The following is a 26,514-nucleotide window of genomic DNA, read 5'->3' on the forward strand; positions in this document are numbered from 1 at the left end:
CGGGCGGCGGTCGCCAGCTCTACACGCGGCTGCTGCACCGGCTCAGGGAGCGCGGCTACCGAACGGCTTTCGCGGGCATCACGCAACCGAACGAGGCCAGCAACGGCTTTCACCGGTCATTCGGCTTTCACGACGCCGGCTTATACCGGCGCACCGCATGGAAAGACGGGCGCTGGCACGACGTCGCGTGGATGCAACTGGAACTGGTCGGCTCGGCCGACTCCGACGAGCCGCCAAACCCGATCGTGTGATCGGTTAGCCGCCGCCACCGCCGACGAAGCCGCCGCCGCCGCCGACGAATCCGCCGCCACCGCCCACGAAGCCGCCACCGCCCACGAGGCCACCGCCGCCGCCCACGAAGCCGCCGCCGCCGCCGAAGCGACCGCCGCCTCCACCTACGCGGCCCCCGCCGCCCCCGACCATTGCTTGTGCGGTGCTGATAGTCATGGCCGAAACGCTAACGCGGAATTCGTTGCCGCCGCAAGAGTTTTTATCTGAACATCCGGCGTCGGCGAGCGCCTTGTGCTGGCCTCGACGAACGGACCAGTGCCCTAAAGGCGTCCCGTCGCGCGGGCCGTTTGCGTTGCGACGGCTAGGTTTTGGGTCGGCCGGCACCAGCAGCAGGAGGCTCGGCCCGGCGGAGTCATTGGCAGATCCGCACAGACGAAACCACCCGCGCGGCAATCGGCGATGCGATCGCGGCGCGGGTGGTGTCGTCTAGCGAATGCCCCTCGACTTAGACGTCGTAGTAGAGCGCGAACTCGTAGGGGTGCGGCCGGATCTGGACCGGCAGGATCTCGTTCTCGCGCTTGAAGCTGATCCACGTCTCGATCAGGTCAGGCGTGAAAACGCCACCCTCGGTGAGGTATTCGTGGTCCTCTTCCAGCCGGTCGATCACCGCGGACAGCTGGGTGGGCGCCTGCGGGATGTTGGCGGCCTCCTCCGGCGGCAATTCGTAGAGGTCCTTGTCGACCGGGGCCTGCGGCTCGATCTTGTTCTTGATGCCGTCCAGCCCGGCCATCAGCATCGCCGAGAACGCCAGGTACGGGTTGCCTGACGAGTCGGGGCAACGGAACTCCAGCCGCTTGGCCTTCGGGTTGCTGCCGGTGATCGGGATGCGCACGCAGGCCGAGCGGTTGCGCTGGCTGTAGACCAGGTTGATCGGCGCCTCGTAACCCGGGACCAGTCGCTTGTAGGAGTTGACGGTCGGGTTGGTGAAGGCCAGCAGCGACGGGGCGTGGTGCAACAGGCCGCCGATGTAGTGGCGGGCGGTGTCCGACAGCCCGGCGTACCCGGTCTCGTCGTACATCAGCGGGCTGCCGTCCTTCCACAGCGACTGGTGGGTGTGCATGCCGGATCCGTTGTCGCCGAACAGCGGCTTGGGCATGAAGGTCACGGTCTTGCCGGCCTGCCAGGCGGTGTTCTTGACGATGTACTTGTACAACTGCATGTCGTCGGCCGCGTGCAGCAGCGTGTTGAACTTGTAGTTGATCTCGGCCTGCCCGCCGGTGCCCACCTCGTGGTGGCCCTTCTCCAGGCTGAAGCCGGCCTTGATCAGGTTGGAGAGCATGTCGGCGCGCAGGTCGACGTAGTGGTCGACGGGCGCGACCGGGAAGTAGCCGCCCTTGGGGCGGACCTTGTAGCCGCGGTTGGGGCTGCCGTCGTTCTCGGTCGGCTCGCCGGTGTTCCACCATCCCGAGATCGCGTCGACCTCGTAGAACGAGCCGTTGGTGCGCGAGTCGAAGCTCACCGAGTCGAAGATGTAGAACTCGGCCTCGGCGCCGAAGTAGGCGGTGTCGGCGACGCCGGTGCTGATCAGGTAGTTCTCCGCCTTGCGGGCGATGTTGCGCGGGTCGCGCGAGTACGGCTCGAGGGTGAACGGGTCGTGCACGAAGAAGTTCAGGTTCAGCGTCTTGTGTTCGGTGAACAGGTCGATCTGCGCCGTCGCGGGGTCGGGAAGGAGCAGCATGTCGGATTCGTGGATGGACTGGAATCCGCGAATCGACGAGCCGTCGAAGGCCAGGCCGTCCTCGAAGACGCTCTCATCGAAAAACGAAACCGGAATCGTGAAGTGCTGCATGATGCCCGGCAGGTCACAGAACCGGACGTCGACAAACTCGACGTTCTCGTCCTTGACGAGTTTGAAGACGTCGTCGGGCGTCGTTTCCGTCACAGAGATGCTCCTTTACTTGGTGAGATCCGCGGCCTGACGCTATGGAGCAGATGTTGCCCGCCAGTCAACCCCGTGTTGCGCGCAGGTTACGCGACCGATGTCGTCCACCGAACAGGTGGGGTCGGCGGCGGGTTCTATTGTGGGGCCATGGATCGCAAGATCGTATCCGTTCCGGCAGCCCGGCGCAGCGTTCTCTGTCCGTTGCGCACCGCGCGGACGGGGGAGCCGAACGCCGGTCTGCGCCGATGACGCCGGAACCGCGCTCCGCCTACCCCGGCGAGAGGCTGGGCCTGCCGGAAAGCGGACCGGGCTCCCTGGCCCCGATGGGACGCCGGCTGGGCGCGCTGATGATCGACTGGCTGATCTCCTACGGCCTGGCGGCGCTGGCCATGCGCTTCGGTGTGTTCTCCGAACACACGTTGGCGACGGCGGTGCTGGCCGTCTGGTTCGTGCTCGGCGTCGTCTCGGTGCGGCTGTTCAGCTTCACCCCCGGCCAGCTGGTGCTGGGCCTGCAGGTGGTGACGGTCGATGGTCACCCTTCGGTCGGGATCGTCCGGGCGGTGGTGCGGGGCGTGCTCGTCGGCACCGTCGTCCCCGCGTTGTTCACCGACTGGGACGGTCGCGGCCTGCAGGACCGGCTGACCGCAACGGCGGTCGTGCGCCGCTGAGGTCAATGGCGGCGGCCCCCGGCCCCCGGCGCCCGGCTTCGCCGCGTTACTTCCGCCGCACGCTGCGCTGCACACCGCGCATCTTGCCGGCGTTGGGCAGCGGCCCCTTGGGCAGGACGGCGGCGCCGGCACGCGTCCCCAGCGCAGCCAGGCGGGACTCCAACGTGTCCATCTGCTTGGCCGTGATGTTGGCCGGCAGCCGGTTGAGGTGGCGCTCCAGCTTGGACAGCGGAATCTCGTCGTCGCCGTTGCCGACGACGAGGTCGTAGATCGGCACATCGCCGATCAGCCGCGCGGTGCGCTTCTTCTCCTGGGCCAGCAGCGGACGGACGCGGGACGACGAACCTTCGGCGACCAAGATGACACCCGGCCGGCCGATGACCCGGTGGACCGCGTCCAGGTGGCCGGTCGCGGCGACCCCGGGTGTCACCCGCCACTTGCCCCGAAGGTTGTCCAAAGCCCATGCGGCCGCGCCGGTTTGGCCCTCGGCCTTGCTGTAGACGCTCTTCTGGGCGCGGCGGCCGAAAACGATGAAGGCCGCCAGCCCGCCCAGCACCACGCCCAGCGGGATCAAGGTGAACATCGTCAGCCCGCCGGCCCACACGCCGACGGCCACCGAGATGGCCACGATCAGCACGAAGACACCGATCATGTAGGGCAGCAGCCGCTTGTCCTCGCGGCGCTGCAAATTGAACGCCTGCCACAACTGGGCGCGGCGCTCCTTCGCCGCGGCCTTGCGCGCGGCCTGCGCCTGCGCCCGGGCGGCCTTGTTCTCAGCGGCGGTGCGGGGTTTAGCCATAGTCAAAGAATACGTACCGGGATCGCGGACAACTGCGCCTACGGCGGCGGGGCCTTCTCAGGGGCGGGTGCGCGCGGCCTGCTCGTACAGCCGGCCCGCCCGGTAGGACGACCGGACCAGCGGCCCGGCCAGCACCCCGGCGAACCCCAGACCCTCGGCGTGCCGGGCGAACTCGACGAACTCCTCCGGCCGCACCCAGCGCTCGACCGGGTGGTGACGCGTCGACGGACGCAGGTATTGGGTGATGGTGACGATGTCGCAGCCGGCCCCCCGGAGGTCGGCGAGGGCGGTGCGCACCTCGTCGGGGGTTTCGCCGAGGCCGAGGATGAGATTGCTCTTGGTGACCAGCCCGGCGTCGCGCGCCGCGGTGATGACGTCCAGGCTGCGCTGGTAGGTGAAGGCCGGCCGGATCCGTTTGAAGATGCGCGGCACTGTTTCGACGTTGTGCGCCAACACCTCCGGGCGCGATCCGAACACCTCGGCGAGGCGTGCGGGCTCGCCGTTGAAGTCCGGGATCAACAGCTCGACGCCGGTCGCCGGGTTGAGCTCTTTGATCGCGCGCACGGTCTCGGCGTACAACCAGGCCCCGCCGTCGGGCAGGTCGTCGCGGGCCACCCCGGTGATGGTGGCGTAGCGCAGTCCCATGGTCCGCACGCTGTCGGCGACGCGCCTGGGCTCGTCGCGGTCCAGCGCGGCGGGCTTCCCGGTGTCGATCTGGCAGAAGTCGCAGCGGCGGGTGCACTGGTCACCGCCGATGAGGAAGGTGGCTTCCCGGTCCTCCCAGCACTCGAAGATGTTGGGGCAGCCGGCCTCTTCGCAGACCGTGTGCAGCCCCTCGCGCCGGACCAGGCCCTTGAGCTGGGTGTACTCGGGGCCCATCCGGGCGCGGACCTTGATCCACGGCGGCTTGCGCTCGATCGGGGTTTGCGCGTTGCGGACCTCGAGGCGCAGCAGCTTGCGTCCTTCGGGTGCGACAGTCACATGGCCGATGCTACGCGGGTGCCGGGGTGTTCCCGGACCGGTAGGGCGCCGTCGAGGGCGTCGCTGACGGCGTCGGCGACGGCGGCGCGGACGTCGTCGACCAGCACCGGGCGGCCCAGCTCGGCCGACAACGACGTCACGCCGGCGTCGCTGATGCCGCACGGCACGATCGTGGTGAAGGCGCCCAGGTCGCAGTCGCAGTTGAGCGCGAACCCGTGCAGCGTGGTCGCGCGCGACACCCGGACGCCGATGGCCGCGACCTTGCGGTCGGGCCGGCCTCGGGAGGATCGGTCGCCCGGCACCCACACCCCGGACCGGCCGTGCACCCGACACGTCTCCAGCCCGAGGTCGCCGCAGACCTTGATCAGCGCCTCCTCGAGGCGTCGAACGTAGTTGACCACGTCGAGTGGTTCGCCCAGGCCGATGATCGGATAGCCGACCAGTTGCCCCGGCCCGTGCCAGGTGATCTTGCCGCCGCGGTCGGTGTCGACGACGGGGGTGCCGTTCAGCGGACGCTCGTGCGGCTCGGTGCGCCGCCCGGCGGTGTAGACCGGCGGGTGCTCGAGCAGCAGCAGGGTGTCGCTGCCGCCGCCGACCCTGGCGTCGGCCAGCTCACGCTGCAGCTGCCAGGCGGTGCGGTAATCGACGGTTCCGAGCTGGCGAACGTCGATCGCCTCCCGGCTGGACCGGATGGAATCGATCACGTTCGCGACGGTACTCGCCGGGCGATCCTCCCGCGGGCCGGGACCCGGTTGGCCGCGCTCGCGATCGCCGCTAGACCTGATGACGGCGACCCGCTTCGCCCGGCTTCGCCGCGCTCGCGATCGCCTAGTCGTGGTCGCGCCGGGCGGTGGCGTAGCCGAGCGCCTCGCCAATCGTGTTGTGGTGGAACTGAAAACCCGCCCGCTCCAACGCCGACGGGATGGCGCGCTGGCCGATGAGCACACCCTCGTCGGCGAACTCGCCGAGCGCGGCCCGCACCGCGAAGCCCGGCAACATCAAGGGGGTCGGCCGGTTCACCGCCCGGCCGAACGCGGTGGTGAATTCGGCATTGGTGACCGGGGCGGGCCCGGTCATGTTCACCGGACCGGACAACGCCGGGTTGGAGATGGCGAACAGCAGCGCTCGCACCTCGTCTTCCAGGGTGATCCAGGACATGTATTGACGGCCGCTGCCCAGCCGGGCTCCCAGACCCGTCCGGAACAACGGCCGCAACCGCCCCAACGCACCGCCGGCGGGGGAGAAGACCAACCCGGTGCGAGCCAGCACCACGCGGGCGCCGCCGTACTGAGCCGGCAGCGTGGCTGCTTCCCAGTCCTCGCACAGCTGGGCGAGGAAACCCTTTCCCGCCCGGTCGTTTTCGTCGACCACGTGGTCCTTGGTGTCCCCGTAGTAGCCCACCGCGCTGGCGTTGACCAGGGTCGGCACCCCGGCCTCGGCCACGGCGTGCGCCAGGACTTCGGTGGGGGCGATGCGGCTGTCCCGCAGGCTCTGCTTGAAGGCGCCCGACCAGCGGCGCTGGCCGACGTTGACGCCGCACAGGTTGACGACGGCGTCGACGTCGCCGATCGCGTCGACGTCGAATTCGCCGCTCTCGGGGTTCCAGTGCAACTCGTCGGAATTCGACGGCGCCCGGCGCACGATCCGCAGCACCCGGTGGTCGGCCGCACGCAGCGCCGCGGTCAAGGCGGATCCGATCAGCCCGGACGACCCCGCTATGGCGATGACGGGCTTGGCCACGGTTCGGCAGCCCTCCTAAAGACCCAAGTCGGCCTCGAACGCGCCCTCTTCCAGCCGGTTCTTGATCGTGGTGAGGAAGCGTCCGGCGTCCGCGCCGTCGATGAGCCGATGGTCATAGGTCAGCGGGAGGTAGCAGATGGAGCGGACGCCGATGGACTCGTTGCCGAACTCGTCGACGATCACCCGGGGCCGCTTCACGATGGCGCCCGTGCCCAGCATGGCGGCCTGCGGCGGAACCAGGATCGGGGTGTCGAACAACGCACCCTGGCTGCCGATGTTGGTGATGGTGAAGGTGCCACCGGACAGCTCGTCGGGTTTGAGGTCGCCCGAGCGGGCGCGCGCGGCGATGTCGGCGATCGCCCGGGCGAGCCCGGCGAGCGAGAGGTCGCCGGCGTTGTGGACGACGGGGGAGAGCAGGCCCTGGTCGGTGTCGACGGCGAAGCCGAGGTGCTCGGCGTCGTAGTAGGTGATCTCCTTGGAGTCTTCGTCGTAGCTCGCGTTGATGTTGGGGTGGACCTTCAGCGCGTCGATCACCGCCCGGGCGATGAACGGCAGGAAGGTCAGATTCACCCCCTCGCGCTCGGCGAACGCCGACTTCGCCCTGGCCCGCAGCCCGACGATCCGGGTCATGTCGACCTCGTGCGTCTGGGTGAGCTGCGCGGTGGCCTGCAGCGATTCGCGCGTCTTCTTGGCGGTGAGCTGGCGGATCCGGCTGGCCTTCTGCGTGGTGCCGCGCAGGTGCGCCAGCGCCGGAGCGGGCGTCGGCGCTGCCGCCGGGGCCGGGGCGGCCTTGCCGTCAACCGCAGGCGCCGCCGGTGCAGGCGCCTTCTGGGCCTGCTGCTTCTGGCGTTGCTTTTCCTCCGCCGCGGCGAGCACGTCTTGCTTGCGGATGCGGCCACCGACACCGGTGCCGGTGATCCCGGCCAGGTCGATGTCGTGCTCGGTGGCCAGCTTGCGCACCAGCGGGGTCACGTACGGCGCGCCGTTCGTGCCGGCGCCGCCGGACTCGGCGGCCGGTTCTGCCTGCGCCGGTTGAGTTTTCGGCGCCGGCTCGGGCTGCGAAACCGGCTGGGGTGCGGGCTTCGCCTCGGCCTTGGGTGGTTCGGGTGCGGGCTCCGGCTTGGGTTCCGGTTTGGGAGCGGGCGGCGGGGTGGGAGCGGCCGCGGCCTGCGAACCGCTGCCGATCCGTGCCAGCTCCCCGCCGACCGGGACGGTGGCGTCCTCTTCGGCGGTGATGCTGATCAGGACGCCGGCGACCGGGGAGGGGATCTCGGTGTCCACCTTGTCGGTCGACACCTCCACCAGGGCGTCGTCAACTCCGACCGAGTCGCCGACCTTCTTCAGCCAGCGGGTGACCGTGCCCTCGGTAACCGACTCGCCGAGCTCGGGCATCAACACCGGGGTCGCGTCGCCGCCACCGGAACTCTGCTGGGCGGGCTCGGGTTCGGGCTCCGGCTGGGCCGGCGCCTCGGGCTCCGGTTGGGCCGGCGCCTCGGGCTCCGGTTGGGCCGGCGCCTCGGGCTCCGGTTGGGCCGGCGGGGCGGACTCGGCCTGCGGCTCCGGCTGGCTCGGCGCCTGCGGCGCCGCCTCGGATCCGCCACCCTCCGAACCGCCCCCGGGGCCGCTCTCCGCCGCGTCGCCGATGACGGCCAGCTCGCCGCCCACCTCGACGGTGTCGTCCTCCTGGGCGACGATCTTGGTCAGCACACCGGCCGCGGGCGAGGGGATTTCGGTGTCGACCTTGTCGGTGGACACCTCGACGAGGGGTTCGTCGAGTTCGACCGTGTCGCCTTCCTGCTTGAGCCAGCGGGTGACCGTCCCCTCGGTGACGCTTTCACCGAGTGCCGGCATCTGGACGGAGAAGGCCATCGTTTTGACTCCTCGATCGCTCGTGGGTCGGGGGCGGGTCGAACATCTCGCTAGCCGTTCGGAGCAGCTATCCAAAACTATCCTGTCACTGCGTCCGCGCCGGCACACATCCAGGGCGGACCGCGCGCGGTTGCCGGGACGGCCGGAACGCCCTTGCTACGGTGTGGCCACTGCACTTGAAGCGGGGAGGTACCGGTGCCGGCAACACAACCGCTAGCCCAGCATTTCGTCGACAGCGCCGACGGCGCGCGAATCGCGGTCTTCGAAGAGGGCAACCCCGACGGCCCCACCGTCGTGCTGGTGCACGGCTTCCCCGACTCGCACGTGCTGTGGGACGGCGTCGTGCCGCTGCTGGCCGACCGGTTTCGCATCCTTCGCTACGACAATCGCGGTGTCGGTCAATCCTCGGCCCCCAAGCCGGTGTCGGCGTACACCATGGACCGGTTCGCCGACGACTTCGCCGCGGTGACCGGCGAGCTGAGCCCAGGCCGGCCCGTGCACGTGCTCGCCCACGACTGGGGCTCGGTGGGGGTGTGGCACTACCTCAAGCGGCCCGGCGCCGGTGACCGGGTCGCGACGTTCACGTCGGTGTCCGGACCGAGCCAGGACCAACTGGTCGACTACATCTTGAGCGGTCTGCGGGCGCCCTGGCGCCCGCGCACTTTCGTCCGCGCCATCAGCCAGGCGCTGCGACTGACGTACATGATCTTCTTCTCGATCCCGGTGCTCGCGCCGCTGCTCCTGCGCCTGACGCTGTCGATCCCGGCGCTTCGGCGCAACGCGGTGGACAACATCGCAGCCGAGCAGATCCACCACTCGCCCCGGCTGGCCCGGGACGCCGCCCGTTCGGTGAAAACCTATCCCGCCAACTACTTTCGCTCGTTCGCCGGCCGTGGGCAGGGCATCCACATCGTCGACGTGCCGGTGCAGTTGATCGTCAACACCAGAGACAAGTACGTGCGCCCGTACGGCTATGACCACACGCCCCGCTTCGTGCCGCGGCTGTGGCGGCGCGACATCAGGGCCGGTCACTTCTCGCCGATGTCGCACCCTCAGGTGATGGCCGCGGCCGTACACGACTTCGCCGATCTCGCCGAGGGCAAGCCGCCCAGCCGCGCGCTGGTGCGCGCGCAGGTCGGGCGTCCCCGCGGGGCCTTCGGCGACACCCTGGTGTCGGTCACGGGCGCCGGCAGCGGAATCGGCCGCGAGACGGCGTTCGCGTTCGCCCGTGAGGGCGCCGAGCTGGTTGTCAGCGACATCGACGAAGCGGCCGTCAAGGCCACCGCCGCGGAGATCGCCACCCGCGGCGGCGTCGCGCATGCTTATGTGCTGGACGTGTCCGACGGCCAGGCCGTGGAGGCGTTCGCCGAGCGGGTGAGCGCCGAGCACGGCGTGCCCGACATCGTGGTCAACAACGCCGGCATCGGGCAGGCGGGCGGATTCCTGGACACCCCGGCCGAACAGTTCGACCGGGTGCTCGACGTCAACCTGGGCGGCGTGGTCAACGGGTGCCGGTCCTTCGCGCGGCGGCTGGTCGAGCGGGGCACCGGCGGCTACATCGTCAACGTGTCGTCGATGGCGGCCTACGCGCCGCTGCAGTCGCTGAACGCCTACTGCACGTCGAAGGCCGCGACCTACATGTTCTCCGACTGCCTGCGCGCCGAACTCGACGCCGCCGGGGTGGGGCTGACCACGATATGCCCGGGCGTCATCGACACCAACATCATCAACACCACCCGGTTCGACGCTCCCGCGGGCAAGGGCGAACAGGTCGACGGCCGGCGCGGCCAGCTGGGCAAGATGTTCGCGCTACGCCACTACGGCCCCGACAAGGTCGCCAACGCAATCCTGTCGTCGGTGCAGAAGAAGAAACCGATTCGCCCGGTGGCGCCGGAAGCCTATGCCCTGTACGGCCTTTCGCGCCTGGCGCCGCAAGGCCTGCGCAACTTCGCGCGGATGCGGGTGATCTGACGCGCCTTTAGATGCCCGTCCGCGCGGCGCCCTGGCGGCCAGTCAGCAGCGTCCCGCCGATCGCGATCAGCCCGACGACGGCCAGCGGGATCGACCACATGCGCCGGCTGCCCACCGAGGACTGGCACTGCGCCACGTAATCGGTGTGCGGGACGACCTGGTTGAGGATCGGGATGTTCGCCACGCTGTTGTTGTTCGCGCTTCTGGCCGCGGACAGGTCCGTGGCCACGGCGTTCCCGCACCCGATCGAATGGCCGTTGCCGTCCGAAATCGAGACCGGCGCCAGCAGCCCGATCACGCCGGCCAGCAAAAGCACGGCCCCCACTCCGAGGATCAACCGTCGCACCGTCACGATCTCGCCTTTCTTCGTACGGGTTTTCGATCGGAGGGAGATTAGCCGCTGCGGGAGGCCGGTAAACGCGAAGTTGACCGGGTACAGCGCCCGATTCCTGGGTATTCCGCCGCGATAGCCGAGAGGGGATGCGACGTGGTGCTGAGTGCGACGCGGGACGTGGCCGCGCCTTGCGAACGGGTGTGGGAAGTCCTGGCGCAAGGTTGGACCTACACCCAGTGGGTGGTGGGCAACAGCCGCATGCGGGCGGTCGATCCGAACTGGCCGGAGCCCGGCTCCTCGATCCGGCACTCGATCGGGATCTGGCCGTTGGTGATCAACGACGCGACCGTGGTGGAGGAGAGCGAACCGCCGCACAAACTCGTGCTCTGCGCCCGCCTGGGACCGCTGGGCGCCGCGCGGATCACCATGCTGCTGCATGAGACACCGCAGGGCTGCCGGGTGGAGATGATCGAGGTGCCCGTCGAAGGCCCGATGGGGGCCGTCCCCGATTCGCTCGCGTTGGCCGCGGCCTATCCGCGCAACAAGGAGTGCCTGTGGCGGCTGGGGGCACTGGCGGAGCGCAAGGTGCCCAGCCAGGTGAAATGAGCGTGCGGGACACCGCCGACGCCGTCGTCGTCGGGGCGGGACACCACGGGCTGGTCGCCGCCTCGATGCTCGCCGACGCCGGGTGGGACGTGGTGGTGCTCGAGGCCCAGCCGGAACCGGGCGGCGCGGTGCGCAGCGCCGAGCTGACGCCGGGCTACATCACCGACCTGTTCAGCTCCTACTACCCGATGACGGTGGCCTCACCCGCGATCGCGGCGCTGGGGCTGGAAGACCACGGCCTGCGGTGGTCACACGCGCCCGCGGTGGTCGGACATCCGCGCAGCGCGGCCGATGACGACCCGCCCGTCGTCTACCACGACCCCGCCCGCACGGCAACGGAATTCGCGCGCCGGGAACCGGCCGACGGCGACAACTGGTGGCGGGCGGTCCAGTTGTGGCAGCGGATCAAGGCGCCGCTGCTCGACGCGATGTTGGCGCCCTTCCCACCCGTGCGTCCGCTGATGCGGCTGCTGACCAAGCTCGGGACCTCCGAGGCGCTCCGGGTGGCGCGGCTGCTGGTGCAGCCGGCCACCACCATGGCCAGCGAGCTGTTCGCCGGGGAGGCGCCGCGAGTGATGCTGTTGGGCAACGCGATGCACGCCGACGTCCCGCCGGACGCCCCGATCAGCGGCGCCATGGGGTTCCTGATGACGATGCTGGCCCAAGACTGCGGCTGGCCCGTGCCGGTCGGGGGTTCCGGGCAGTTGACGGCCGCCCTGGTCAACCGCGCCCGCTCCGCGGGCGCGCGAATCGAGTGCAATCAGAACGTGTCCCGCATCGAGGTGCGCGGCGGCCGTGCGGTGGGGGTGACTACGGCAGAGGGGCGCACGGTTGCGGCGCGGCGGGCCGTCGTCGCCGACGTGACGGCGCCGCGGCTGTTCTGCGACATGTTGCCCGCGGATGCCTTGCCGCCCAAGCTGTTACGCGACCTCGAGCACTTCGTGTGGGATCCCCCGGTGGTGAAGGTCAACTACGCGCTCGCCCGCCCGGTTCCGTGGCGGGCGGAGAATCTGCACGGCGTGGGCACCGTCCATTTGGGCGCCGACGGCGATGGGCTGGTCCGCTGGATGGCCGACCTCAACACCCGGGTGGTGCCCGAGCATCCGTTCATGTTGATGGGACAGACCACTACGGCCGACCCCAGCAGGTCGCCTGAGGGTACCGAAAGCGTCTGGGCCTACACGCATTTGCCACGCAATGTCGCCGACGACGCGTCGGCCGACCGGCTCGCCGAAGCGGTGGACCGGGTCATCGAGGAACATGCGCCGGGCTTCGGTTCGGCGGTCGTCGAGCGGTTCGTGCAACGGCCGTCGGACCTGGAGGCCAGCGACGCCAACCTGCACATGGGTGCGCTCAACGGCGGCACCGCGCAATTGCAGCAGATGCTGATCTTCCGTCCTGCGCCCGGCATGGGCCGCGCCGAAACCCCGGTGCAGGGGCTCTATCTGGGCAGCGCGTCGGCGACCCCGGGCGGTTCGGTGCACGGTGCCTGCGGGCGCAACGCCGCCAACGCCGCGCTGGCCGCCGACGGCGCGACCGGCTGGCCGCGCCGCCAGGTGCAGCGCGCCGTGTTCTCGCTGCTGACCGGAAGGCCCTAGCCGTTCACTAGCCCTTTTCGCAGATGTCTTCGAGCACCGCGAACATGGTGCGGGCCGGCACACCGGTGCCGCCCTTGGGCGTGTAGCCCCACGGGCCGCTGGTGTTGTACGCCGGGCCGGCCACGTCGATGTGCGCCCAGCCCACGCCCTCGGCGACGAATTCGCGCAGGAACACCCCCGCCACCAGCATGCCGGCGAAGCGCTGCCCGCTGATGTTGGACAGGTCCGCGACGGTCGACTTCAGGTCGTCCTTGAGCTCGTCGGGCAGCGGCATCGGCCAGCCGTTCTCGCCCACCCGCTGCGAGATCGCCGCGACGCGGTCGCGGAACTCGTCGCTGCCCATCACCCCGGGGATGCGGGCGCCCAACGCCACCGTCTGCGCGCCCGTCAGCGTGGACGTCTCGATCAGGTAGTCCGGGTTGTCCTCGCACGCCCGCACGATGGCGTCGGCGAGGATCAGCCGGCCCTCGGCGTCGGTGTTCTGCACCTCGACGGTGATCCCGCCGTACTGCGTCAACACGTCGCCCGGACGCTGCGCCGTGCCCGACGGCATGTTCTCGGCCATCGGCACGGTGGCGATCACGTCGATCGGCAACCGCAGCTGCGCCGCCAGCGCCACCGTGGCGATGACCGCGGCCGCGCCGCCCATGTCCGAGGTCATGTGGTGCATCGACGCCGCCGGCTTGATCGAGATGCCGCCGGTGTCGAACGTGATGCCCTTGCCGACCAACGCGACCCGCTTCGCCTGCTTCGGCTTCTTGGCCAGCTTCGACCCCCGGTGGGTCAGCCGCACCAGCCGTGGCGGCCTCGACGAGCCCTGGCCGACCCCGATCACGCCGCCATAGCCCGCCTTCTGCAGCGCCTTCTCGTCGAGCACCTCGACCTCGAGACCCACGGACTCACCCAGTGACCTTGCGCGCCTGGCGAATTCGGCGGGAAACAGGTGGCTCGGCGGCGTGTTGACGAAGTCGCGGGCGGTGGCCACCGCGGTCGCCACGGCCGCGCCGTGGGCGCTGGCGGCTTTGGCCTCCTTCGCGGCCGACAGCACGGTGATCTTGCGCAGCCCTTTGTCTTTCGGCGCGGTCTTGCCGCTGCGGAACTCGGTGAACCGGTAGCTGCCGAGGATGAGTCCCTCGACGGCGGCCGAGCAGACGTCGGCGTCGAAGTCACCGGGCAGCGTGAGGAGCACCGCCTCGGCGGTGCCCAGCGACCGCGCCGCCACACCGGCGGCCCGACGGATCGTGTCGGCGGGCCACTCGGGTCGCGGTTTACCCAGTCCGATCGCCAGCACGCTGGACACCGGCAGCGACGGCACCACCAGGCGGTGGACCTGCTCGCTGCCGCCGGTGGCCTCCAGGGCCCGCAGGCCGGATTCGATTTCGGCGACCGCGTCGGCCGGCAGCGGCGACCCGCCCGGGGCCACCACCGCGCCCGGCCTGTCCTCGTCGCCGGTCGAGACGACCGGCACGATCAATACCGACGAGCCCACCGCCCGTTTGGGCAGCGACGCGGCGACGTTGACGGCGGGGCCTTGATAGCTCAAATCGGTGGTCACGGCCTTTTACCCTAATCGGCGGGGCCCGCGCCGGGATCGGCGGCGCCCCCGGCCTGCAGCTCGAAGGCGATCACGGGGTCGTCGAAACCCTTGAGGTCAAAGGGGCCACGGGCCGTGGCCGGCCAGTCCGGCAATTGCTCGTGCAGCGCCGAGTCGGCCAGGATCTGGCACGGGGACGCGGCCCCGACCAGACGCGCCGCCAGGTTGACCGGGCCGCCGAAGTAGTCCCCGTTGATCGCCAGCACGCTGCCGTACGCGAGGCCGGCCCGGACCTGCAGCCCCTCCTCGCGGGCCCGCGGATGGTCGACGAGGTCGACCGCCGCCCTGGCCAGGCGTTCCGGTGACGCGCTCACCCACATCACCTCGTCGCCGATGAACTTCACCACCCGGCCGCCGTCGCGATGCACCACGTCCGCCACGGTGCCGGCGAACTCGTTGAGCAAATCCGAAAGCTGCGCGGGGGTCAGCGCGCGGGTGAGCACGGTGAAGCCGGATAGATCCGCAAAACCGATGCCGCACACCACGCTCGCCGAGGTGTCGCGAAGGACGCCCTCGAAGTGGGTGCGGGCGCTGGTCAGGTGGTGGCGGTGAACGACGTCGATCAGCGCCGAAATCCTCGGCACGAACTCCGCGACCGCCCGGTAGGCCTGCGCCGTGGCGAGCTCGTCGTTGGTGTAGGTCATCTGGATGTCCGGCGTCCCGGCCCGGATCGCCGTCGACTCCGCCTCGGCGAGGCGGGCCATCGCGGCGCCGAGCACCCGCAGCATTCCGGACGCGCCGTCCTCACCCACCACCGTCTTCAGGGCGACCCAGGTCGCCAGCGCGTCGACGTCGGCCTGGCTCAGCACCGCAACGTCGGGGCCGGCGACGGTCAGGCCGAGCAAACCCCACGCCTGGGCGACCTCCTCGGGCGAGAGGCCGAGCTGTTCGGCCGCGGTCGCCATCGTGTGGATCGGGCGACCCGACCACTGCAGGACGTCACCGGCGAGCCCGAACAGCCGTCCGCGCCGTTCGGCCTCCACCATCTCCTCGGCGGTGAAGCCGAGTTCGTCCAGGTACTTGATCAGGTCGGCCCGCTCCCGCGCGCGAGAGATTCCGGCGGCCTCAAGCGCTTCGAAGTCGGGGGAATCGACCACCCACCCAAGTGTGCCAGCACCCGCGATTAGGGTGAATCGTCGTGACCGATGACCTACAGCATGGCCCGTTGGAAGAGCGCCACCGCGACCTGGGGGCCAGCTTCGCCGAGTTCAGCGGCTGGCTGATGCCGGTGTCGTACGCCGGCACCGTCAGCGAGCACAACGCCACCCGCAACGCGGTCGGTCTGTTCGACGTCAGCCACCTCGGTAAGGCGTTGATCCGTGGGCCGGGAGCGGCCGCATTCGTCAACTCCACGCTTACCAACGACTTGAGCCGCATCGGTCCGGGCAAGGCGCAATACACGTTGTGCTGCACCGAATCCGGCGGCGTCATCGATGACCTGATCGCCTACTACGTCAGCGACGACGAGATCTTCCTGGTGCCCAACGCGGCCAACACCGCCGCGGTGGTCGAGGCGCTGCGGGCGGCGGCCCCCGCTGGGCTGACCATCACCAACGAACATCGCTCCTACGCGGTGCTGGCGGTGCAGGGGCCGCGTTCGACGGAGGTGCTCGGCGAGCTGGGCCTGCCGACCGGCATGGATTACATGGGTTACGCCGACGCCTCCTACGCGGGCGTGCCGGTGCGGGTATGCCGGACCGGATACACCGGAGAGCACGGCTACGAGCTGCTGCCGCCGTGGGACTCCGCGGGCGTGGTGTTCGACGCGCTGGCCGCGGCGGTCCGCGCCGCCGGCGGCGAGCCCGCCGGCCTGGGCGCCCGCGACACGCTGCGCACCGAGATGGGCTACCCGCTGCACGGGCACGAACTGGGGCTGGACATTTCGCCGCTGCAGGCCCGATGCGGCTGGGCGATCGGTTGGAAGAAGGACGCCTTCTTCGGCCGCGACGCGCTGCTGGCGGAGAAGGCGGTGGGGCCGCGGCGGCTGCTGCGCGGGCTGCGGATGGTCGGCCGCGGTGTGCTGCGCCCCGGGCTGACGGTGCTCGCCGGCGACACGCCGGTCGGGGTCACCACGTCGGGGACCTTCTCCCCGACGCTGCAAGTCGGCATCGGGCTGGCGCTGATCGACGCCGACGCCGGGATCGACGACGGCCAGCACCTCACCGTCGACATCCGCGGGCGCGCCGCCGAATGCGAAGTGGTGCGGCCGCCCTTCGTCGAAGCGAAAACCCGGTGATGCCGCAGGTTCAGGTGAAAAGCCCGGTCGCAGGCGGATATACAATCAGCCCCATGACCAGCGGCTCCCTCGAGTTCACGGTTTCGCGCTCGGCCAACCCCACGTCCGACGCGGACCGCGAAGCCATCCTGGCCGAGCCCGGTTTCGGCAAGTACTTCACCGACCACATGGTGTCGATCGATTACGACGACGAGCGGGGCTGGCACAACGCGCGCGTCATGCCGTACGGCCCGATCGAGCTGGACCCGTCGGCGATCGTGCTGCACTACGCGCAGGAGATCTTCGAAGGGCTCAAGGCCTACCGCTGGGCGGACGGCTCGGTCGTTTCGTTCCGCGCCGAGGCCAACGCCGCCCGGCTGAGGTCGTCGGCGCGCCGGCTCGCGATGCCCGAGCTGCCCGACGAACTGTTCATGGGCTCGCTGTGTCAGCTCATCGCCGTCGACAAGGCCTGGGTTCCCGCCGCCGGTGGCGAGGAGGCGTTGTATCTGCGCCCGTTCATGATCGCCACCGAGCCCGGGCTGGGCGTGCGGCCGTCGAAGCGGTACCGGTACCTGCTGATCGCGTCCCCGGCCGGGGCGTACTTCAAGGGCGGCATCAACCCCGTCACGGTGTGGGTGTCGACGGACTACGTGCGGGCCAGCCCCGGCGGCACCGGCGCGGCCAAGTTCGGCGGCAACTACGCCGCCTCCCTGCTGGCGCAGGCCGAGGCCGCCGCGCACGGGTGCGACCAGGTGGTGTGGCTGGACGCCGTCGAACGGCGCTTCGTCGAGGAGATGGGCGGCATGAACATCTTCTTCGTGTTCGGCAGCGGCGGGTCGGCGCGGTTGGTCACCCCGGAGTTGTCCGGCTCGCTGTTGCCGGGGATCACCCGGGATTCGTTGCTGCAGTTGGCGATTGACGCCGGATTCTCGGTCGAGGAACGCAAGATCGACATCGACGAGTGGCAGAAGAAGGCGGCCGCCGGTGAGATCACCGAGGTGTTCGCCTGCGGCACCGCCGCCGTGATCACCCCGGTCTCGAACGTGAAGTACGGCGACACCGAGTTCACCGTCGCCGACGGCCAGCCCGGCGAGGTGACGATGGCGCTGCGCGACACCCTGACCGGAATCCAGCGGGGGACCTTCGCCGACACCCATGGCTGGATGGCCAGGCTGGGCTAGGGGCCGGTGGGCCGAACGTGAAGTTGGTTTCACGTTCGGCCGCGAGCGTGAGGATAAGTTCACACTCGCGGGTTGGCTAACCGCACCCGGCCGGGCGCCCGGCCAGCCGGGCGCTCGCCCTAGAACCGCACCAGTCCGGCGAGCGTCACGGCCGCCACCGTCGTCGTCAGCTCGATGACGGCGCCCAGCACGTCACCGGTGATGCCGCCGAAGCGGCGCACGCAGTGCCACACCAGCACCGCGCCGCAGCACAGGCCCGCCAGCACCGCGACCGGGCCCTGCCACGGCCGCGGTCCCCCCGCCGGCGAGGTGGCGAGCAGCACCGCGACCCAGGCCGCCACCACGATCACCGGCTGGCTGCCGGCCACCCGCAACCCTAGGGCGCTGCCGGCGGCCGCCGGCACCGAACGGCGGCCGGCCGCCACCGCGGCGACCCGGCCGGCGAACACCACCACGGCGACGCCGACGATTCCCGGCCTGCCCGCCGCCCCGAGCGCCGCGAACGCCAGGCCCTGCAGCGCGATCACCAAGACGACGGCCGCCGCACCGAACGGGCCGGTCGACCCGTCCCGCATCACCGCCAGCGCCCGCTCGGGCGGCCCGTAACAGCCCAGCCCGTCGGCCGTGTCGGCCACACCGTCGATGTGCAGGCCGCGCGTCGCCAGCAGCAGTGCCGCGACCGCGACCAGGCCGGACAGCGGGCTGGACGCCCCGAAGGCCCAGGCCCCGCCCCACGTCACGGCCGCGGCCACAGCGCCCAAGACCGCGCCCACCACCGGCAGCGCCGTCATGGCGCCGCGGCCCATCGGGGCGTCGTGCGAACGCGGGACGGGCAGCACCGTGCCGAACGCGAAAGCCGTTGCCAGCGAACGCATCACGGCGGGGGAGCGGCCCGGTCGAAGACTCCCGCCTGCGCGAACGTGGCCATCGACGCGCACGTGGCCACCGCGGCGCGCATTACCGGCAGCGCCAGCGCGGCGCCGCTTCCCTCACCCAGCCGCATCCGCAGATCCAGGATCGGCTCCAGGCCGAGCTCGGTCAGCGCCAGGGCATGACCTGGCTCGGTGGAGCGATGACCGGCCTGCCACCACAGCCGCGCGCCGGGAGCCAGCCGCTCGGCGACCAACGCGGCGGCCGTCACCGCCATCCCGTCGAGCAGCAGCGGGGTGCGCCGCACCGCGGCCTGCGCGCAGAAGCCGGCGATCGCGGCCAGGTCGGCGCCGCCGCCGCGGCGCAGCAACGCCACCGGGTCGGGCAGCACCGGCCGCGTCCGGAACAGGGCGTCGCGCACCGCGGCCGTCTTGCGCGCCCATCCGGCGTCGTCGATCCCGGTGCCGAAGCCCACCACCGCGACCGGCTCGGTGTTCGTCAGCGCCGCCACCAGCACCGCCGCCGGGGTGGTGTTTCCGATCCCCATGTCCCCGGCGATGAGCAGGTCGGCGCCCGAGTCGACCTCCTCGTCGGCGATGGCGCGGCCCGCGGCGATCGCTGCGACGGTCTCGTCGTGGGTGAGGGCGTCTTCGACCGCGATGTCGCCGCTGCCGCGGCGCACCTTGTGCGCATCGATCCGCCCCGCCGGCGCGTCGCCCGCCACCGCCAGGTCCGCGACGCGCACCGTCGCCCCGGCGAGGTCGGCCAGCACGTTGATCGCCGCCCCGCCGGCCTCGAAGTTGGCGACCATCTGGGTGGTCACTTCCGGCGGGTAGGCCGATACCCCGGACCGGGCGACGCCGTGGTCACCGGCGAACACCACCACCCGGGCGCGCTCGAATTGCCTTGGCGGACAATGACCCTGGCACGACGCGATCCACACCGAGAGGTCCTCGAGGCGGCCCAGCGCGCCCCTCGGCTTGGTCAGGGTGTCCTGGCGGGCGCGGGCGGCAGCGGCGACGCCCGCATCGGGCGGCGATACCGGGGCGAATTCCATCAGGCTCCCGACGGCTTGATCGGCACCGCCTGCCCGGCCACCACCAGGACCACCCGGTCGCAGAGCTCGGCGAGCCGCTGGTTGAGGGCGCCCAGTTCGTCGGCGAACCGGCGCCCGGACGCGGTGGCCGGGACGACGGCCAGGCCGACCTCCGGGCTGACCAGCACCAACGTGGAATGAAAGTCGCCGACGGCGGCGAGCGTGGATTCGATCGTGTCGCGGACCGCGGCCGGCGCCGGCCCGCCGTCCCATCCGTTGTGGCGGTCCAGCGTGCCGGTCAACCAGGCGCCGAGGTCGTCGACGAGCGTCGGGATGTCCGGGGACCCGCGCAATTGGCGTGCGATGTCGTCGGTTTCGATCGTCGACCAATGCCCCGGCCGGCGCTCGCGGTGCTCGGCGACCCGGTCCGCCCAGGCCGCGTCACCCGTCCCGGTCGGGCCGGGGGCCAGGTAACACACCGGCTGTCCGGCCGGCAGCGCCCCGGCGATGGCGTCCTCCGCCCACCGGGATTTGCCCGACCGGATCCCGCCGAGCACCAGCGTGCGCACCGCGCTCAGCCGGGCCTACTCGACATCGGCGCCGCGCTTGACCTGGGGCCGCGGCGTGCGCAGCCGGCGCATCTGCGACGCCCTGCTGGCGGCGTAAAGGCCCAACTTCCAACGGCTTTCGGTGTTGTCGGGGAACTTCGCGTCCACCCGCCTGCTCACCTTGCGGCCCAGCAGCAGCCCGTCGACCAGCATCACGGCCATCAGCAGCAGCATTGCCGGGGAGACGTACAGCTGCAGCTGCGGGGTGGTGAACATGGCGAACATCAGGAACAGGGTCGCCGGCATGAACAGGCCCAGCAGGTTGCGCCGGGCGTCCACCACGTCGCGCACGTAGCGCCGGACCGGGCCCTGGTCGCGCGGCAGCAGGTAGGCCTCGTCGCCGGCCATCATGCGTTCCCGGCGATTCGCCATCTTGGCGCGGTTGGCGGTCCGATCGGCCTTGCGCTCCTCGCGGCTCAGCTTGGGGCCGGCCAGCGACTTGCGGCGGGCCCGCGCCTCCGACGCGGTCATCGGTGCGGGCGCGACCGGCCCCTTGCGCGGCGTGCGGCGCGCTTCGTTGCGCTTGGGCGTCGGGCGGCCCTTGGGGCTCGTGCCGCGCGATCCCCGAGAGGGCGTCTCGGGGGCGCCGGCGGCATCGAGTGCGGCCGCGCCGTCGTCAAGATCGTCTTGGCCCTTCTTACGGCCCATCAGCTTCACAGAGGCCAGGTTACTTCGCCGATGGTCCGTCTCGGAATTGGCTTGGAATGCCTCGCTATTAGACCTGCGTCAGCGGCTCACTTGGCCCTACTCTTACACGTGATGAACGGCTGCCTGTGATGGACGACGGGTCGATGGCGTCGGATGACGCCGGCTTTGGCCTCGCTCCCGGCCGCTTGCAGCTGCCCGCCATGCTCGTCCTGGTGGCCCCGGATTGTTATGGCGACGGCATGACGGCCGTGGAGGCCGCCGCGGCGATCGCGACCGGATGGACCCGGAGCCGCCCGGGCGACCGCTTCATCGTCGCCCCGCAATCCGACGGCGGCCCCGGCTTCGTCGAGGTGCTCGCCAGCCGGCTGGGGAGCAAGACGCGTCGCCTGCGGGTGTCCGGGCCACTGTCCACCATGGTCGAGGCCGAGTGGCTGTTCGACCCCGCCACGACCACCGCCTACCTCGAATGCGCGCAGGCGTGTGGCCTGGCCCTGCTGGGGGGTCCACCCACGCCGGAGACCGCGATGGCGGCCCACAGCAGGGGAGTGGGACAGCTGATCGCGGAGGCGATGCGGGCCGGCGCGACGCGGATCGTGGTCGGGCTCGGCGGCAGCGCGTGCACCGACGGCGGGCAGGGCATGATCGCCGAGCTCGGCGGCCTGGATTCCGCCCGCCGCCAGCTGGCCAACGTGGAGCTCATCGCCGCCTCCGACACCGAATACCCCCTGCTCGGACCCTGGGGGGCCGCCAGGGTGTTCGGGCCGCAGAAGGGCGCGGACACGGTCACGGTCGCGGCGCTGGAGGTCCGACTGCAGGCGTGGGCGCTCATCCTCGAAGCGGTGGCCGGGCGTGACGTCAGCGCCGAGCCGGGCGCGGCGGCCGCCGGTGGGCTCGGCGCCGGGCTGCTGGCGCTCGGCGGCCGGTGCGAGTCGGGCGCGGCGATCATCGCCCATCACACCCGCCTGGAGGACGATCTGGACACCGCGGAGCTCATCGTCACCGGGGAAGGGCGCTTCGACGAACAGTCGCTGCACGGCAAGGTGGTCGGTTTTCTCGCGGACGCGGCCCGCCCGCGGGGAGTGCCGGTGATCGTGCTGGCCGGCCAGGTCGGGCTGGACAACGCCACGGTGCGCTCGGCGGGCATCATGGCCGCCCTGTCCATTGCCGATCACGCCGGATCGGTGCGGCTGGCGCAGGCCGACGCGGCCAATCAGCTCATGGGATTGGCGTCGGTGGTGGCGGCGCGACTCGGGAATAGCGGTCCTGCAAGGTACCGTTGATGCAGTGGGCTTTTTCCGGGCGGATCGGGCCGCCTAACGCGAGACCAGCGGGCTCGAACCTGAACGAAGCCACCCAACGATGAGGCATGTAGGAGAAGCAATGACGGTGCAAAACGAGTCGAGCGCCAAGACGCACGGCGTGATCCTGACCGAGGCCGCCGCCACCAAGGCAAAGTCCCTGCTCGACCAGGAGGGGCGGGATGACCTGGCGCTGCGTATCGCGGTCCAGCCGGGAGGCTGCGCGGGCCTGCGCTACAACCTCTTCTTCGACGACCGGACGCTCGACGGCGACCTGACCGCCGACTTCGGCGGTGTGACGCTGACGGTGGACCGGATGAGCGCGCCCTACGTGGAAGGCGCGTCCATCGATTTCGTCGACACCATCGAGAAGCAGGGCTTCACGATCGACAACCCCAACGCCACCGGTTCGTGCGCCTGCGGCGACTCGTTCAACTGACCGGGTAAGCCCAAGCCCGCGCGCTCAGTACGAGCCGCCTGTGCGCAGCACGTACGAGCACACCATGATCTGGCCCCGCTGAAAGAGCAGCTGGGCGATGCCCTGCAGGTCGCCGCGCAGCGGGCCGCCGACCGCGGGGGCCGCCCGCATGGTGAACAGCGCCTGGGCCTGGTACTGCGACAGGTAGACGATCTTGTCGATCGAGGTCACCTCGACCTGGGAGAACTGCTTGCGAAACGCGTCGCTGCTCAGCTTCGCCAGGGCCTGGTCGGACCGTTTGTCGCGGACGCCGTCGTACATGCCGCACAGCGCATTGCGTTCGATCTCCTCGATGTCGCGGTGGTCGAGGGCGTCCAGGTACCCCTGGATGGCCGTCTTGGCGGCGCCCTCGGAGAACGTCGCGCCGGTGTTGGCCCCGTTGGTGCGCACGCCGTAGACGATCGCCACGGTCAGGGCCGCCACCAGCGCGGCGGCCAACAGCACGCCGACGACCAGCCGCCGCTTGGAGCGTCGCTGCGGGTAGGGCATCGGCGGCGCCTGCCCGGCATAATTGGCGGGTGCCGCGTCGCCGGCGCGGGGGTCGTCGGGGAATTCGAGCGGCCGGGCTTCGGCCGGGCGTTCGGGTCCGCTGGGTCCGCTGCCGCCGACGGTGTGGTTCGGCGAGTGCGGACCTGCCATCGTGGTCTCCTACGGTGGTAGACGGGACTTGTACACGGGGCCGGGTGCGGAGACCCCGACCGAGCACCGCGGTACCGGCGACTTGAGCGAGTTCCCTAGGGAGGCTAGCGCACCGCCTCGCGCCGACCGTGCACACGGTGACGGTCCGGAGGCGTGCGTAAGCTAGATAACCTTACTAACGAAGGGCGGAGACATTCGTGACGATCGCGGTGACAGGTTCGATTGCGACCGACAATTTGATGCGGTTCCCCGGCAAGTTTTCCGAGCACCTGCTGGCTGAGCACTTGCAGAAGGTATCGCTCAGTTTTCTGGTCGACGACCTGGTGATTCACCGCGGCGGCGTGGCCGGCAACATCGCCTACGCCATCGGCGTGCTGGGCGGCGACGTGGCGCTGGTGGGCGCGGCCGGCGACGACTTCGACGACTACCGGCAGTGGCTACAGTCGCACGGCGTCAACTGCGACAACGTGCTGATCTCCAAGACCGCGCACACCGCGCGGTTCACCTGCACCACCGACCTCGACATGGCCCAGATCGCCTCGTTCTACCCGGGTGCCATGTCGGAGGCCCGCGACATCAAGCTCGCCGACGTGGTCGCCGCCATCGGCGAGCCGGAGTTGGTCATCGTCGGGGCCAACGACCCGGAGGCGATGGTGGTGCACACCGAGGAGTGCCGCAAGCTGGGCCTGCCCTTCGCCGCCGACCCCTCCCAGCAGCTGCCCCGGCTGTCCGGAGCGGAGATCGAGAAGCTCGTCGCCGGCGCGGCCTACCTGTTCACCAACGACTACGAGTGGGAGCTGCTGCTCAACAAGACCGGCTGGTCGGAGGCCGACGTGCAGGGCAAGGTCGGTCTGCGGGTGACCACGCTGGGACCCAAGGGCGTGGACATCGTCGAGCCCGACGGCACGACCACCCATGTCGGTGTGGTGCCCGAGACCAGCCAAACCGACCCCACCGGCGTCGGCGACGCGTTCCGCGCCGGTTTCCTCACCGGCCGCAGCGCCGGCCTGAGCCTCGAGCGCTCGGCGCAGCTGGGCTCGCTGGTCGCCGTGCTGGTCCTGGAGACGACGGGAACCCAGAACTGGGACTGGGACCGCGAGACCGCGGTGAGCCGGTTGGCCGGCGCGTACGGCGACGACGCGGCCAACGAGATCGCCGCGGTGCTCGCCTGAACCTGGCGAGCGGAACCGTTACAGCTGCACGGGGTAGTGCGGCTCGCTGATCTGCGGCACCACGCTGCGCTCGACGAAGATCGCGTGCCAGAGCATGAAGATGAGCAGCGTCCACAGCCGGCGGCTGTGGTCGCCGGCGCCGTTGCGGTGCTCGTCGAGCATCCGCCGGACGGCGGCCAGGTCGACGAGGTGACCGGCCTGTGAGGACGCCACCAGCCCGTAGGCCCAGTCCAGGAGCTCGCCCGCACGCAGCCAGTGCCGGATGGGCACCGGGAAGCCCAGCTTGGGCCGGTGCAGCACGTGCGCGGGAACGATCGGCTCAAGCGCTCGGCGCAGCGCGTACTTGGTGGTGGTGCGGGTGATCTTGGCCTCGACGGGCAGTCGCGAGGCGACGGCGAAGACCTCCGGATCCAGGAACGGCACCCGCAGCTCCAGCGAGTTGGCCATCGTCATCTTGTCCGCCTTGACCAGGATGTCGCCGCGCAGCCAGGTGAACAGGTCGATGTGCTGCATGCGGGCCACCGGGTCCCAGCCGGCCGACTGCGCGTACACCGAGGCGGTGACGTCGGTGTGGGTCCATTCGGGCCGGAAGCCGGGCAGCACGTCGCGCAGCTGGGCGTCGGAGAAGCTGCGCGCGTTGCCGTAGTAGCGCTCCTCGAGCGTCAGCGAGCCGCGGTGCAGCAGGCTCTTGCCGCGCATTCCCTCCGGCAGCGGCTTGGACACCTTGCCCATCGATCGCCGCAGCGGCCGCGGCAGGTAGTCGAAGGGCTTGAGCGACAACGGTTCCCGGTAGATCGTGTAGCCGCCGAACAACTCGTCGGCGCCCTCCCCGGACAGCACCACCTTGACGTGTTTGCGGGCCTCCCGGGCGACGAAGAACAGGGGCACCAGCGCGGGGTCGGCCACCGGCTCGTCGAGGTACCAGACGATTTCGGGCAGGGCGGCCACGAACTCGTCCGGGTGGACCACCTTGGCGACGTGGCGGGCGCCGATCGCCTCGGCGGAGGCCACCGCGACGTCGATCTCGGAGAAGCCCTCCCGCTCGAACCCGGTGGTGAAGGTGATCAGCTTGGGGTTGTGCCGGATGGCCAGCGCCGCGATGGCGGTGGAGTCGATGCCTCCGGACAGGAACGCCCCGACGGTGACGTCGGCGCGCATGTGCTTGGCCACCGAGTCCTCGAGCACCGCGGTGATCTCGTCGTAGCGGCCCTGCTCGCTGTCGCGGCTGATCGGCGTGGCCGCGAAGCGCGGCACGAAGTAGCGGGTGATCTCCGGCTGCCGCCCGGGCCGAATCCGCGCGTGGCAGCCCGATTCCAGCCGGCGCACCCCGCGGTGCAGCGTCTCGGGCTCGGGCACGTATTGCAGCACGGTGTAGTGCTGCACGGCCCGGTCGTCGATGTCGGTGTCGAACCCGACCAACTCGGCCAGGTCCAGCAGGCACTTCTTCTCGCTGCCCACCGCCGTGCCGCCGGTGCCGGTGGCCATGAAGAGCGGCTTGATACCGAAAGGGTCTCGGGCACAGAACAATTCGAGAGTGGCGGTGTCCCACAGGGCGAAGGCGAACATGCCGCGCAGCCGGGTCAGCACGTCGGCGCCCCAGTAGTGGTATCCGGCGACGATCGCCTCGCCGTCACCGTCGGTGGCGAAGGCCGCGCCGTGCGCGGTGGCCAGCTCGTCGCGTAGCTCGAGGTAGTTGTAGATCTCCCCGTTGAACACCAGCACGTAGCGATCCGGCGACTCCGGCGGGCCCCAGCGCAGCGGCTGGTGGGAGTGCGCGATGTCGATGATCGACAGCCGGTTGAAGCCGAACACGACGCTTCCGTCGGCGCCCGGGTCGGTCCATGTGCCCGGCTCGTCGGGGCCGCGGTGGCGCATCAGATGCGACGCGCGCGCGATCGCGGCGTCGGCCCGGGCGGCGTCCGCACTGTCGGGGGCAGCGAGGAACGCCAGCAGACCACACACGGCGCCCCAGTATGCCGCACCCGGCCGCCGATTGTGGTGCCGCACACCCGGGACGGGCCGGGGTTTCGTCGCCG

At 70.7% G+C, this 26,514-nt stretch carries 26 protein-coding genes; 10 read left to right on the top strand and 16 right to left on the bottom strand.

Going from position 1 to position 26,514, the window contains the following annotated elements; genetic code table 11:
• The coding region (locus tag A5713_RS04630; RefSeq protein ID WP_156751747.1) for a GNAT family N-acetyltransferase at window positions 1-251 on the top strand (251 nt) is incomplete at its 5' end.
• 4 nt (window positions 252-255) lie between these two features.
• On the opposite strand, the gene A5713_RS28150 is transcribed toward A5713_RS04630, so the two are convergent.
• Complete coding sequence (locus tag A5713_RS28150) at window positions 256-447, bottom strand: hypothetical protein (RefSeq protein WP_156751748.1); 192 nt, start codon at window positions 445-447, stop codon at window positions 256-258.
• Window positions 448-736: 289 nt separating this feature from the next.
• Window positions 737-2,173: a type I glutamate--ammonia ligase gene (glnA, locus tag A5713_RS04635; RefSeq protein ID WP_007170851.1), complete on the bottom strand. Its 1,437-nt coding sequence runs from the start codon at window positions 2,171-2,173 to the stop codon at window positions 737-739.
• A 245-nt stretch (window positions 2,174-2,418) separates the two neighbouring features.
• Here glnA and A5713_RS04640 point away from each other — a divergent pair, with 245 nt between their 5' ends.
• On the top strand, window positions 2,419-2,841 hold the full coding sequence (locus tag A5713_RS04640) for an RDD family protein (protein WP_068093008.1): 423 nt from the start codon (window positions 2,419-2,421) through the stop codon (window positions 2,839-2,841).
• Window positions 2,842-2,887: 46 nt separating this feature from the next.
• Here A5713_RS04640 and A5713_RS04645 read toward each other — a convergent pair whose 3' ends face one another.
• The 5 genes from A5713_RS04645 to sucB form a co-directional block, all read right to left on the bottom strand.
• Complete coding sequence (locus A5713_RS04645; protein WP_068093012.1) at window positions 2,888-3,640, bottom strand: DUF4191 domain-containing protein; 753 nt, start codon at window positions 3,638-3,640, stop codon at window positions 2,888-2,890.
• Window positions 3,641-3,697: 57 nt separating this feature from the next.
• Window positions 3,698-4,621, bottom strand: coding sequence for a lipoyl synthase (gene lipA / locus A5713_RS04650; protein WP_068093013.1), 924 nt, complete (start codon window positions 4,619-4,621; stop codon window positions 3,698-3,700).
• The gene (gene lipB / locus A5713_RS04655; RefSeq protein WP_068093017.1) at window positions 4,618-5,325 is read right to left on the bottom strand and encodes a lipoyl(octanoyl) transferase LipB; all 708 of its coding nucleotides are present in this window, start codon (window positions 5,323-5,325) and stop codon (window positions 4,618-4,620) included. Before lipB ends, lipA begins: the two co-directional genes overlap by 4 nt.
• A 124-nt stretch (window positions 5,326-5,449) precedes the next feature.
• Window positions 5,450-6,361: a TIGR01777 family oxidoreductase gene (locus A5713_RS04660; protein ID WP_067924755.1), complete on the bottom strand. Its 912-nt coding sequence runs from the start codon at window positions 6,359-6,361 to the stop codon at window positions 5,450-5,452.
• 15 nt (window positions 6,362-6,376) lie between these two features.
• The gene (sucB, locus tag A5713_RS04665) at window positions 6,377-8,230 is read right to left on the bottom strand and encodes a 2-oxoglutarate dehydrogenase, E2 component, dihydrolipoamide succinyltransferase (RefSeq protein ID WP_068093022.1); all 1,854 of its coding nucleotides are present in this window, start codon (window positions 8,228-8,230) and stop codon (window positions 6,377-6,379) included.
• 195 nt (window positions 8,231-8,425) lie between these two features.
• On the opposite strand from sucB, the gene A5713_RS04670 reads away from it, so the two are divergent.
• Entirely contained in the window at window positions 8,426-10,201 is a 1,776-nt protein-coding gene (locus tag A5713_RS04670; protein ID WP_068093026.1) for an SDR family oxidoreductase, read from the top strand.
• Between the two features lie 7 nt (window positions 10,202-10,208).
• Here A5713_RS04670 and A5713_RS04675 read toward each other — a convergent pair whose 3' ends face one another.
• The gene (locus tag A5713_RS04675; protein WP_067920693.1) at window positions 10,209-10,553 is read right to left on the bottom strand and encodes an aminopeptidase; all 345 of its coding nucleotides are present in this window, start codon (window positions 10,551-10,553) and stop codon (window positions 10,209-10,211) included.
• 138 nt (window positions 10,554-10,691) lie between these two features.
• On the opposite strand from A5713_RS04675, the gene A5713_RS04680 reads away from it, so the two are divergent.
• Window positions 10,692-11,141, top strand: a complete 450-nt coding sequence (locus A5713_RS04680; protein WP_068093080.1) for an SRPBCC family protein — start codon at window positions 10,692-10,694, stop codon at window positions 11,139-11,141.
• A complete protein-coding gene (locus A5713_RS04685) occupies window positions 11,138-12,739 on the top strand; it encodes an NAD(P)/FAD-dependent oxidoreductase (RefSeq protein WP_068093032.1) in 1,602 nt (533 codons plus the stop codon). The genes A5713_RS04680 and A5713_RS04685 overlap by 4 nt, the downstream gene beginning before the upstream one ends.
• A gap of 7 nt (window positions 12,740-12,746) precedes the next feature.
• Here the strand turns inward: A5713_RS04685 and A5713_RS04690 are convergent, their stop codons facing one another.
• Together A5713_RS04690 and A5713_RS04695 are read right to left on the bottom strand one after the other, a co-directional pair.
• Entirely contained in the window at window positions 12,747-14,294 is a 1,548-nt protein-coding gene (locus A5713_RS04690; protein WP_068093035.1) for a leucyl aminopeptidase, read from the bottom strand.
• A gap of 11 nt (window positions 14,295-14,305) precedes the next feature.
• On the bottom strand, window positions 14,306-15,430 hold the full coding sequence (locus A5713_RS04695; RefSeq protein ID WP_068093038.1) for an adenylate/guanylate cyclase domain-containing protein: 1,125 nt from the start codon (window positions 15,428-15,430) through the stop codon (window positions 14,306-14,308).
• A gap of 35 nt (window positions 15,431-15,465) precedes the next feature.
• Between A5713_RS04695 and gcvT the strand changes: the two genes are divergently transcribed.
• Both gcvT and A5713_RS04705 read left to right on the top strand, forming a co-directional pair.
• On the top strand, window positions 15,466-16,569 hold the full coding sequence (gcvT, locus tag A5713_RS04700) for a glycine cleavage system aminomethyltransferase GcvT (protein WP_369804369.1): 1,104 nt from the start codon (window positions 15,466-15,468) through the stop codon (window positions 16,567-16,569).
• Window positions 16,570-16,622: 53 nt separating this feature from the next.
• The gene (locus tag A5713_RS04705; RefSeq protein ID WP_068093042.1) at window positions 16,623-17,729 is read left to right on the top strand and encodes a branched-chain amino acid aminotransferase; all 1,107 of its coding nucleotides are present in this window, start codon (window positions 16,623-16,625) and stop codon (window positions 17,727-17,729) included.
• A gap of 119 nt (window positions 17,730-17,848) precedes the next feature.
• Here A5713_RS04705 and A5713_RS04710 read toward each other — a convergent pair whose 3' ends face one another.
• From A5713_RS04710 to A5713_RS04725, 4 genes are read right to left on the bottom strand one after another with little or no spacing between them, the layout of a single operon-like run.
• Window positions 17,849-18,607: an adenosylcobinamide-GDP ribazoletransferase gene (locus tag A5713_RS04710; protein WP_068093045.1), complete on the bottom strand. Its 759-nt coding sequence runs from the start codon at window positions 18,605-18,607 to the stop codon at window positions 17,849-17,851.
• Window positions 18,604-19,659, bottom strand: a complete 1,056-nt coding sequence (gene cobT / locus A5713_RS04715) for a nicotinate-nucleotide--dimethylbenzimidazole phosphoribosyltransferase (RefSeq protein ID WP_156751750.1) — start codon at window positions 19,657-19,659, stop codon at window positions 18,604-18,606. The genes A5713_RS04710 and cobT overlap by 4 nt, the downstream gene beginning before the upstream one ends.
• Window positions 19,656-20,204, bottom strand: a complete 549-nt coding sequence (locus A5713_RS04720) for a bifunctional adenosylcobinamide kinase/adenosylcobinamide-phosphate guanylyltransferase (protein ID WP_068093051.1) — start codon at window positions 20,202-20,204, stop codon at window positions 19,656-19,658. Before A5713_RS04720 ends, cobT begins: the two co-directional genes overlap by 4 nt.
• 15 nt (window positions 20,205-20,219) lie before the next feature.
• On the bottom strand, window positions 20,220-20,900 hold the full coding sequence (locus A5713_RS04725; RefSeq protein ID WP_068093053.1) for a DUF3043 domain-containing protein: 681 nt from the start codon (window positions 20,898-20,900) through the stop codon (window positions 20,220-20,222).
• Window positions 20,901-21,091: 191 nt separating this feature from the next.
• On the opposite strand from A5713_RS04725, the gene A5713_RS04730 reads away from it, so the two are divergent.
• Entirely contained in the window at window positions 21,092-22,171 is a 1,080-nt protein-coding gene (locus tag A5713_RS04730; RefSeq protein WP_068093084.1) for a glycerate kinase, read from the top strand.
• Between the two features lie 100 nt (window positions 22,172-22,271).
• Window positions 22,272-22,628 carry an iron-sulfur cluster assembly accessory protein gene (locus A5713_RS04735; protein WP_067920675.1) on the top strand — a complete coding sequence of 119 codons (357 nt, stop codon included), beginning with the start codon at window positions 22,272-22,274 and terminating at the stop codon, window positions 22,626-22,628.
• A gap of 24 nt (window positions 22,629-22,652) precedes the next feature.
• Here the strand turns inward: A5713_RS04735 and A5713_RS04740 are convergent, their stop codons facing one another.
• Window positions 22,653-23,306, bottom strand: a complete 654-nt coding sequence (locus A5713_RS04740; RefSeq protein WP_068093055.1) for a hypothetical protein — start codon at window positions 23,304-23,306, stop codon at window positions 22,653-22,655.
• 197 nt (window positions 23,307-23,503) lie between these two features.
• Between A5713_RS04740 and A5713_RS04745 the strand changes: the two genes are divergently transcribed.
• The gene (locus A5713_RS04745) at window positions 23,504-24,478 is read left to right on the top strand and encodes a carbohydrate kinase family protein (RefSeq protein WP_068093059.1); all 975 of its coding nucleotides are present in this window, start codon (window positions 23,504-23,506) and stop codon (window positions 24,476-24,478) included.
• Window positions 24,479-24,496: 18 nt separating this feature from the next.
• Here the strand turns inward: A5713_RS04745 and asnB are convergent, their stop codons facing one another.
• Window positions 24,497-26,440, bottom strand: coding sequence for an asparagine synthase (glutamine-hydrolyzing) (asnB, locus tag A5713_RS04750; protein ID WP_068093061.1), 1,944 nt, complete (start codon window positions 26,438-26,440; stop codon window positions 24,497-24,499).
• Between the last annotated feature and the right edge of the window lie 74 nt (window positions 26,441-26,514).

The organism is Mycobacterium sp. E2497, assembly GCF_001668695.1.
GTDB lineage: Bacteria > Actinomycetota > Actinomycetes > Mycobacteriales > Mycobacteriaceae > Mycobacterium.

Coding starts and splice junctions, on each gene's coding strand:
- A5713_RS04735 (WP_067920675.1), top strand. CDS start 22,272: ATGACGGTGCAAAACGAGTCGAGCGCCAAGACGCACGGCGTGATCCTG.
- A5713_RS04640 (WP_068093008.1), top strand. CDS start 2,419: ATGACGCCGGAACCGCGCTCCGCCTACCCCGGCGAGAGGCTGGGCCTG.
- A5713_RS04705 (WP_068093042.1), top strand. CDS start 16,623: ATGACCAGCGGCTCCCTCGAGTTCACGGTTTCGCGCTCGGCCAACCCC.
- A5713_RS04685 (WP_068093032.1), top strand. CDS start 11,138: ATGAGCGTGCGGGACACCGCCGACGCCGTCGTCGTCGGGGCGGGACAC.
- A5713_RS04645 (WP_068093012.1), bottom strand. CDS start 3,640: ATGGCTAAACCCCGCACCGCCGCTGAGAACAAGGCCGCCCGGGCGCAG.
- A5713_RS04730 (WP_068093084.1), top strand. CDS start 21,092: ATGCTCGTCCTGGTGGCCCCGGATTGTTATGGCGACGGCATGACGGCC.
- sucB (WP_068093022.1), bottom strand. CDS start 8,230: ATGGCCTTCTCCGTCCAGATGCCGGCACTCGGTGAAAGCGTCACCGAG.
- A5713_RS28150 (WP_156751748.1), bottom strand. CDS start 447: ATGACTATCAGCACCGCACAAGCAATGGTCGGGGGCGGCGGGGGCCGC.
- A5713_RS04740 (WP_068093055.1), bottom strand. CDS start 23,306: ATGGCAGGTCCGCACTCGCCGAACCACACCGTCGGCGGCAGCGGACCC.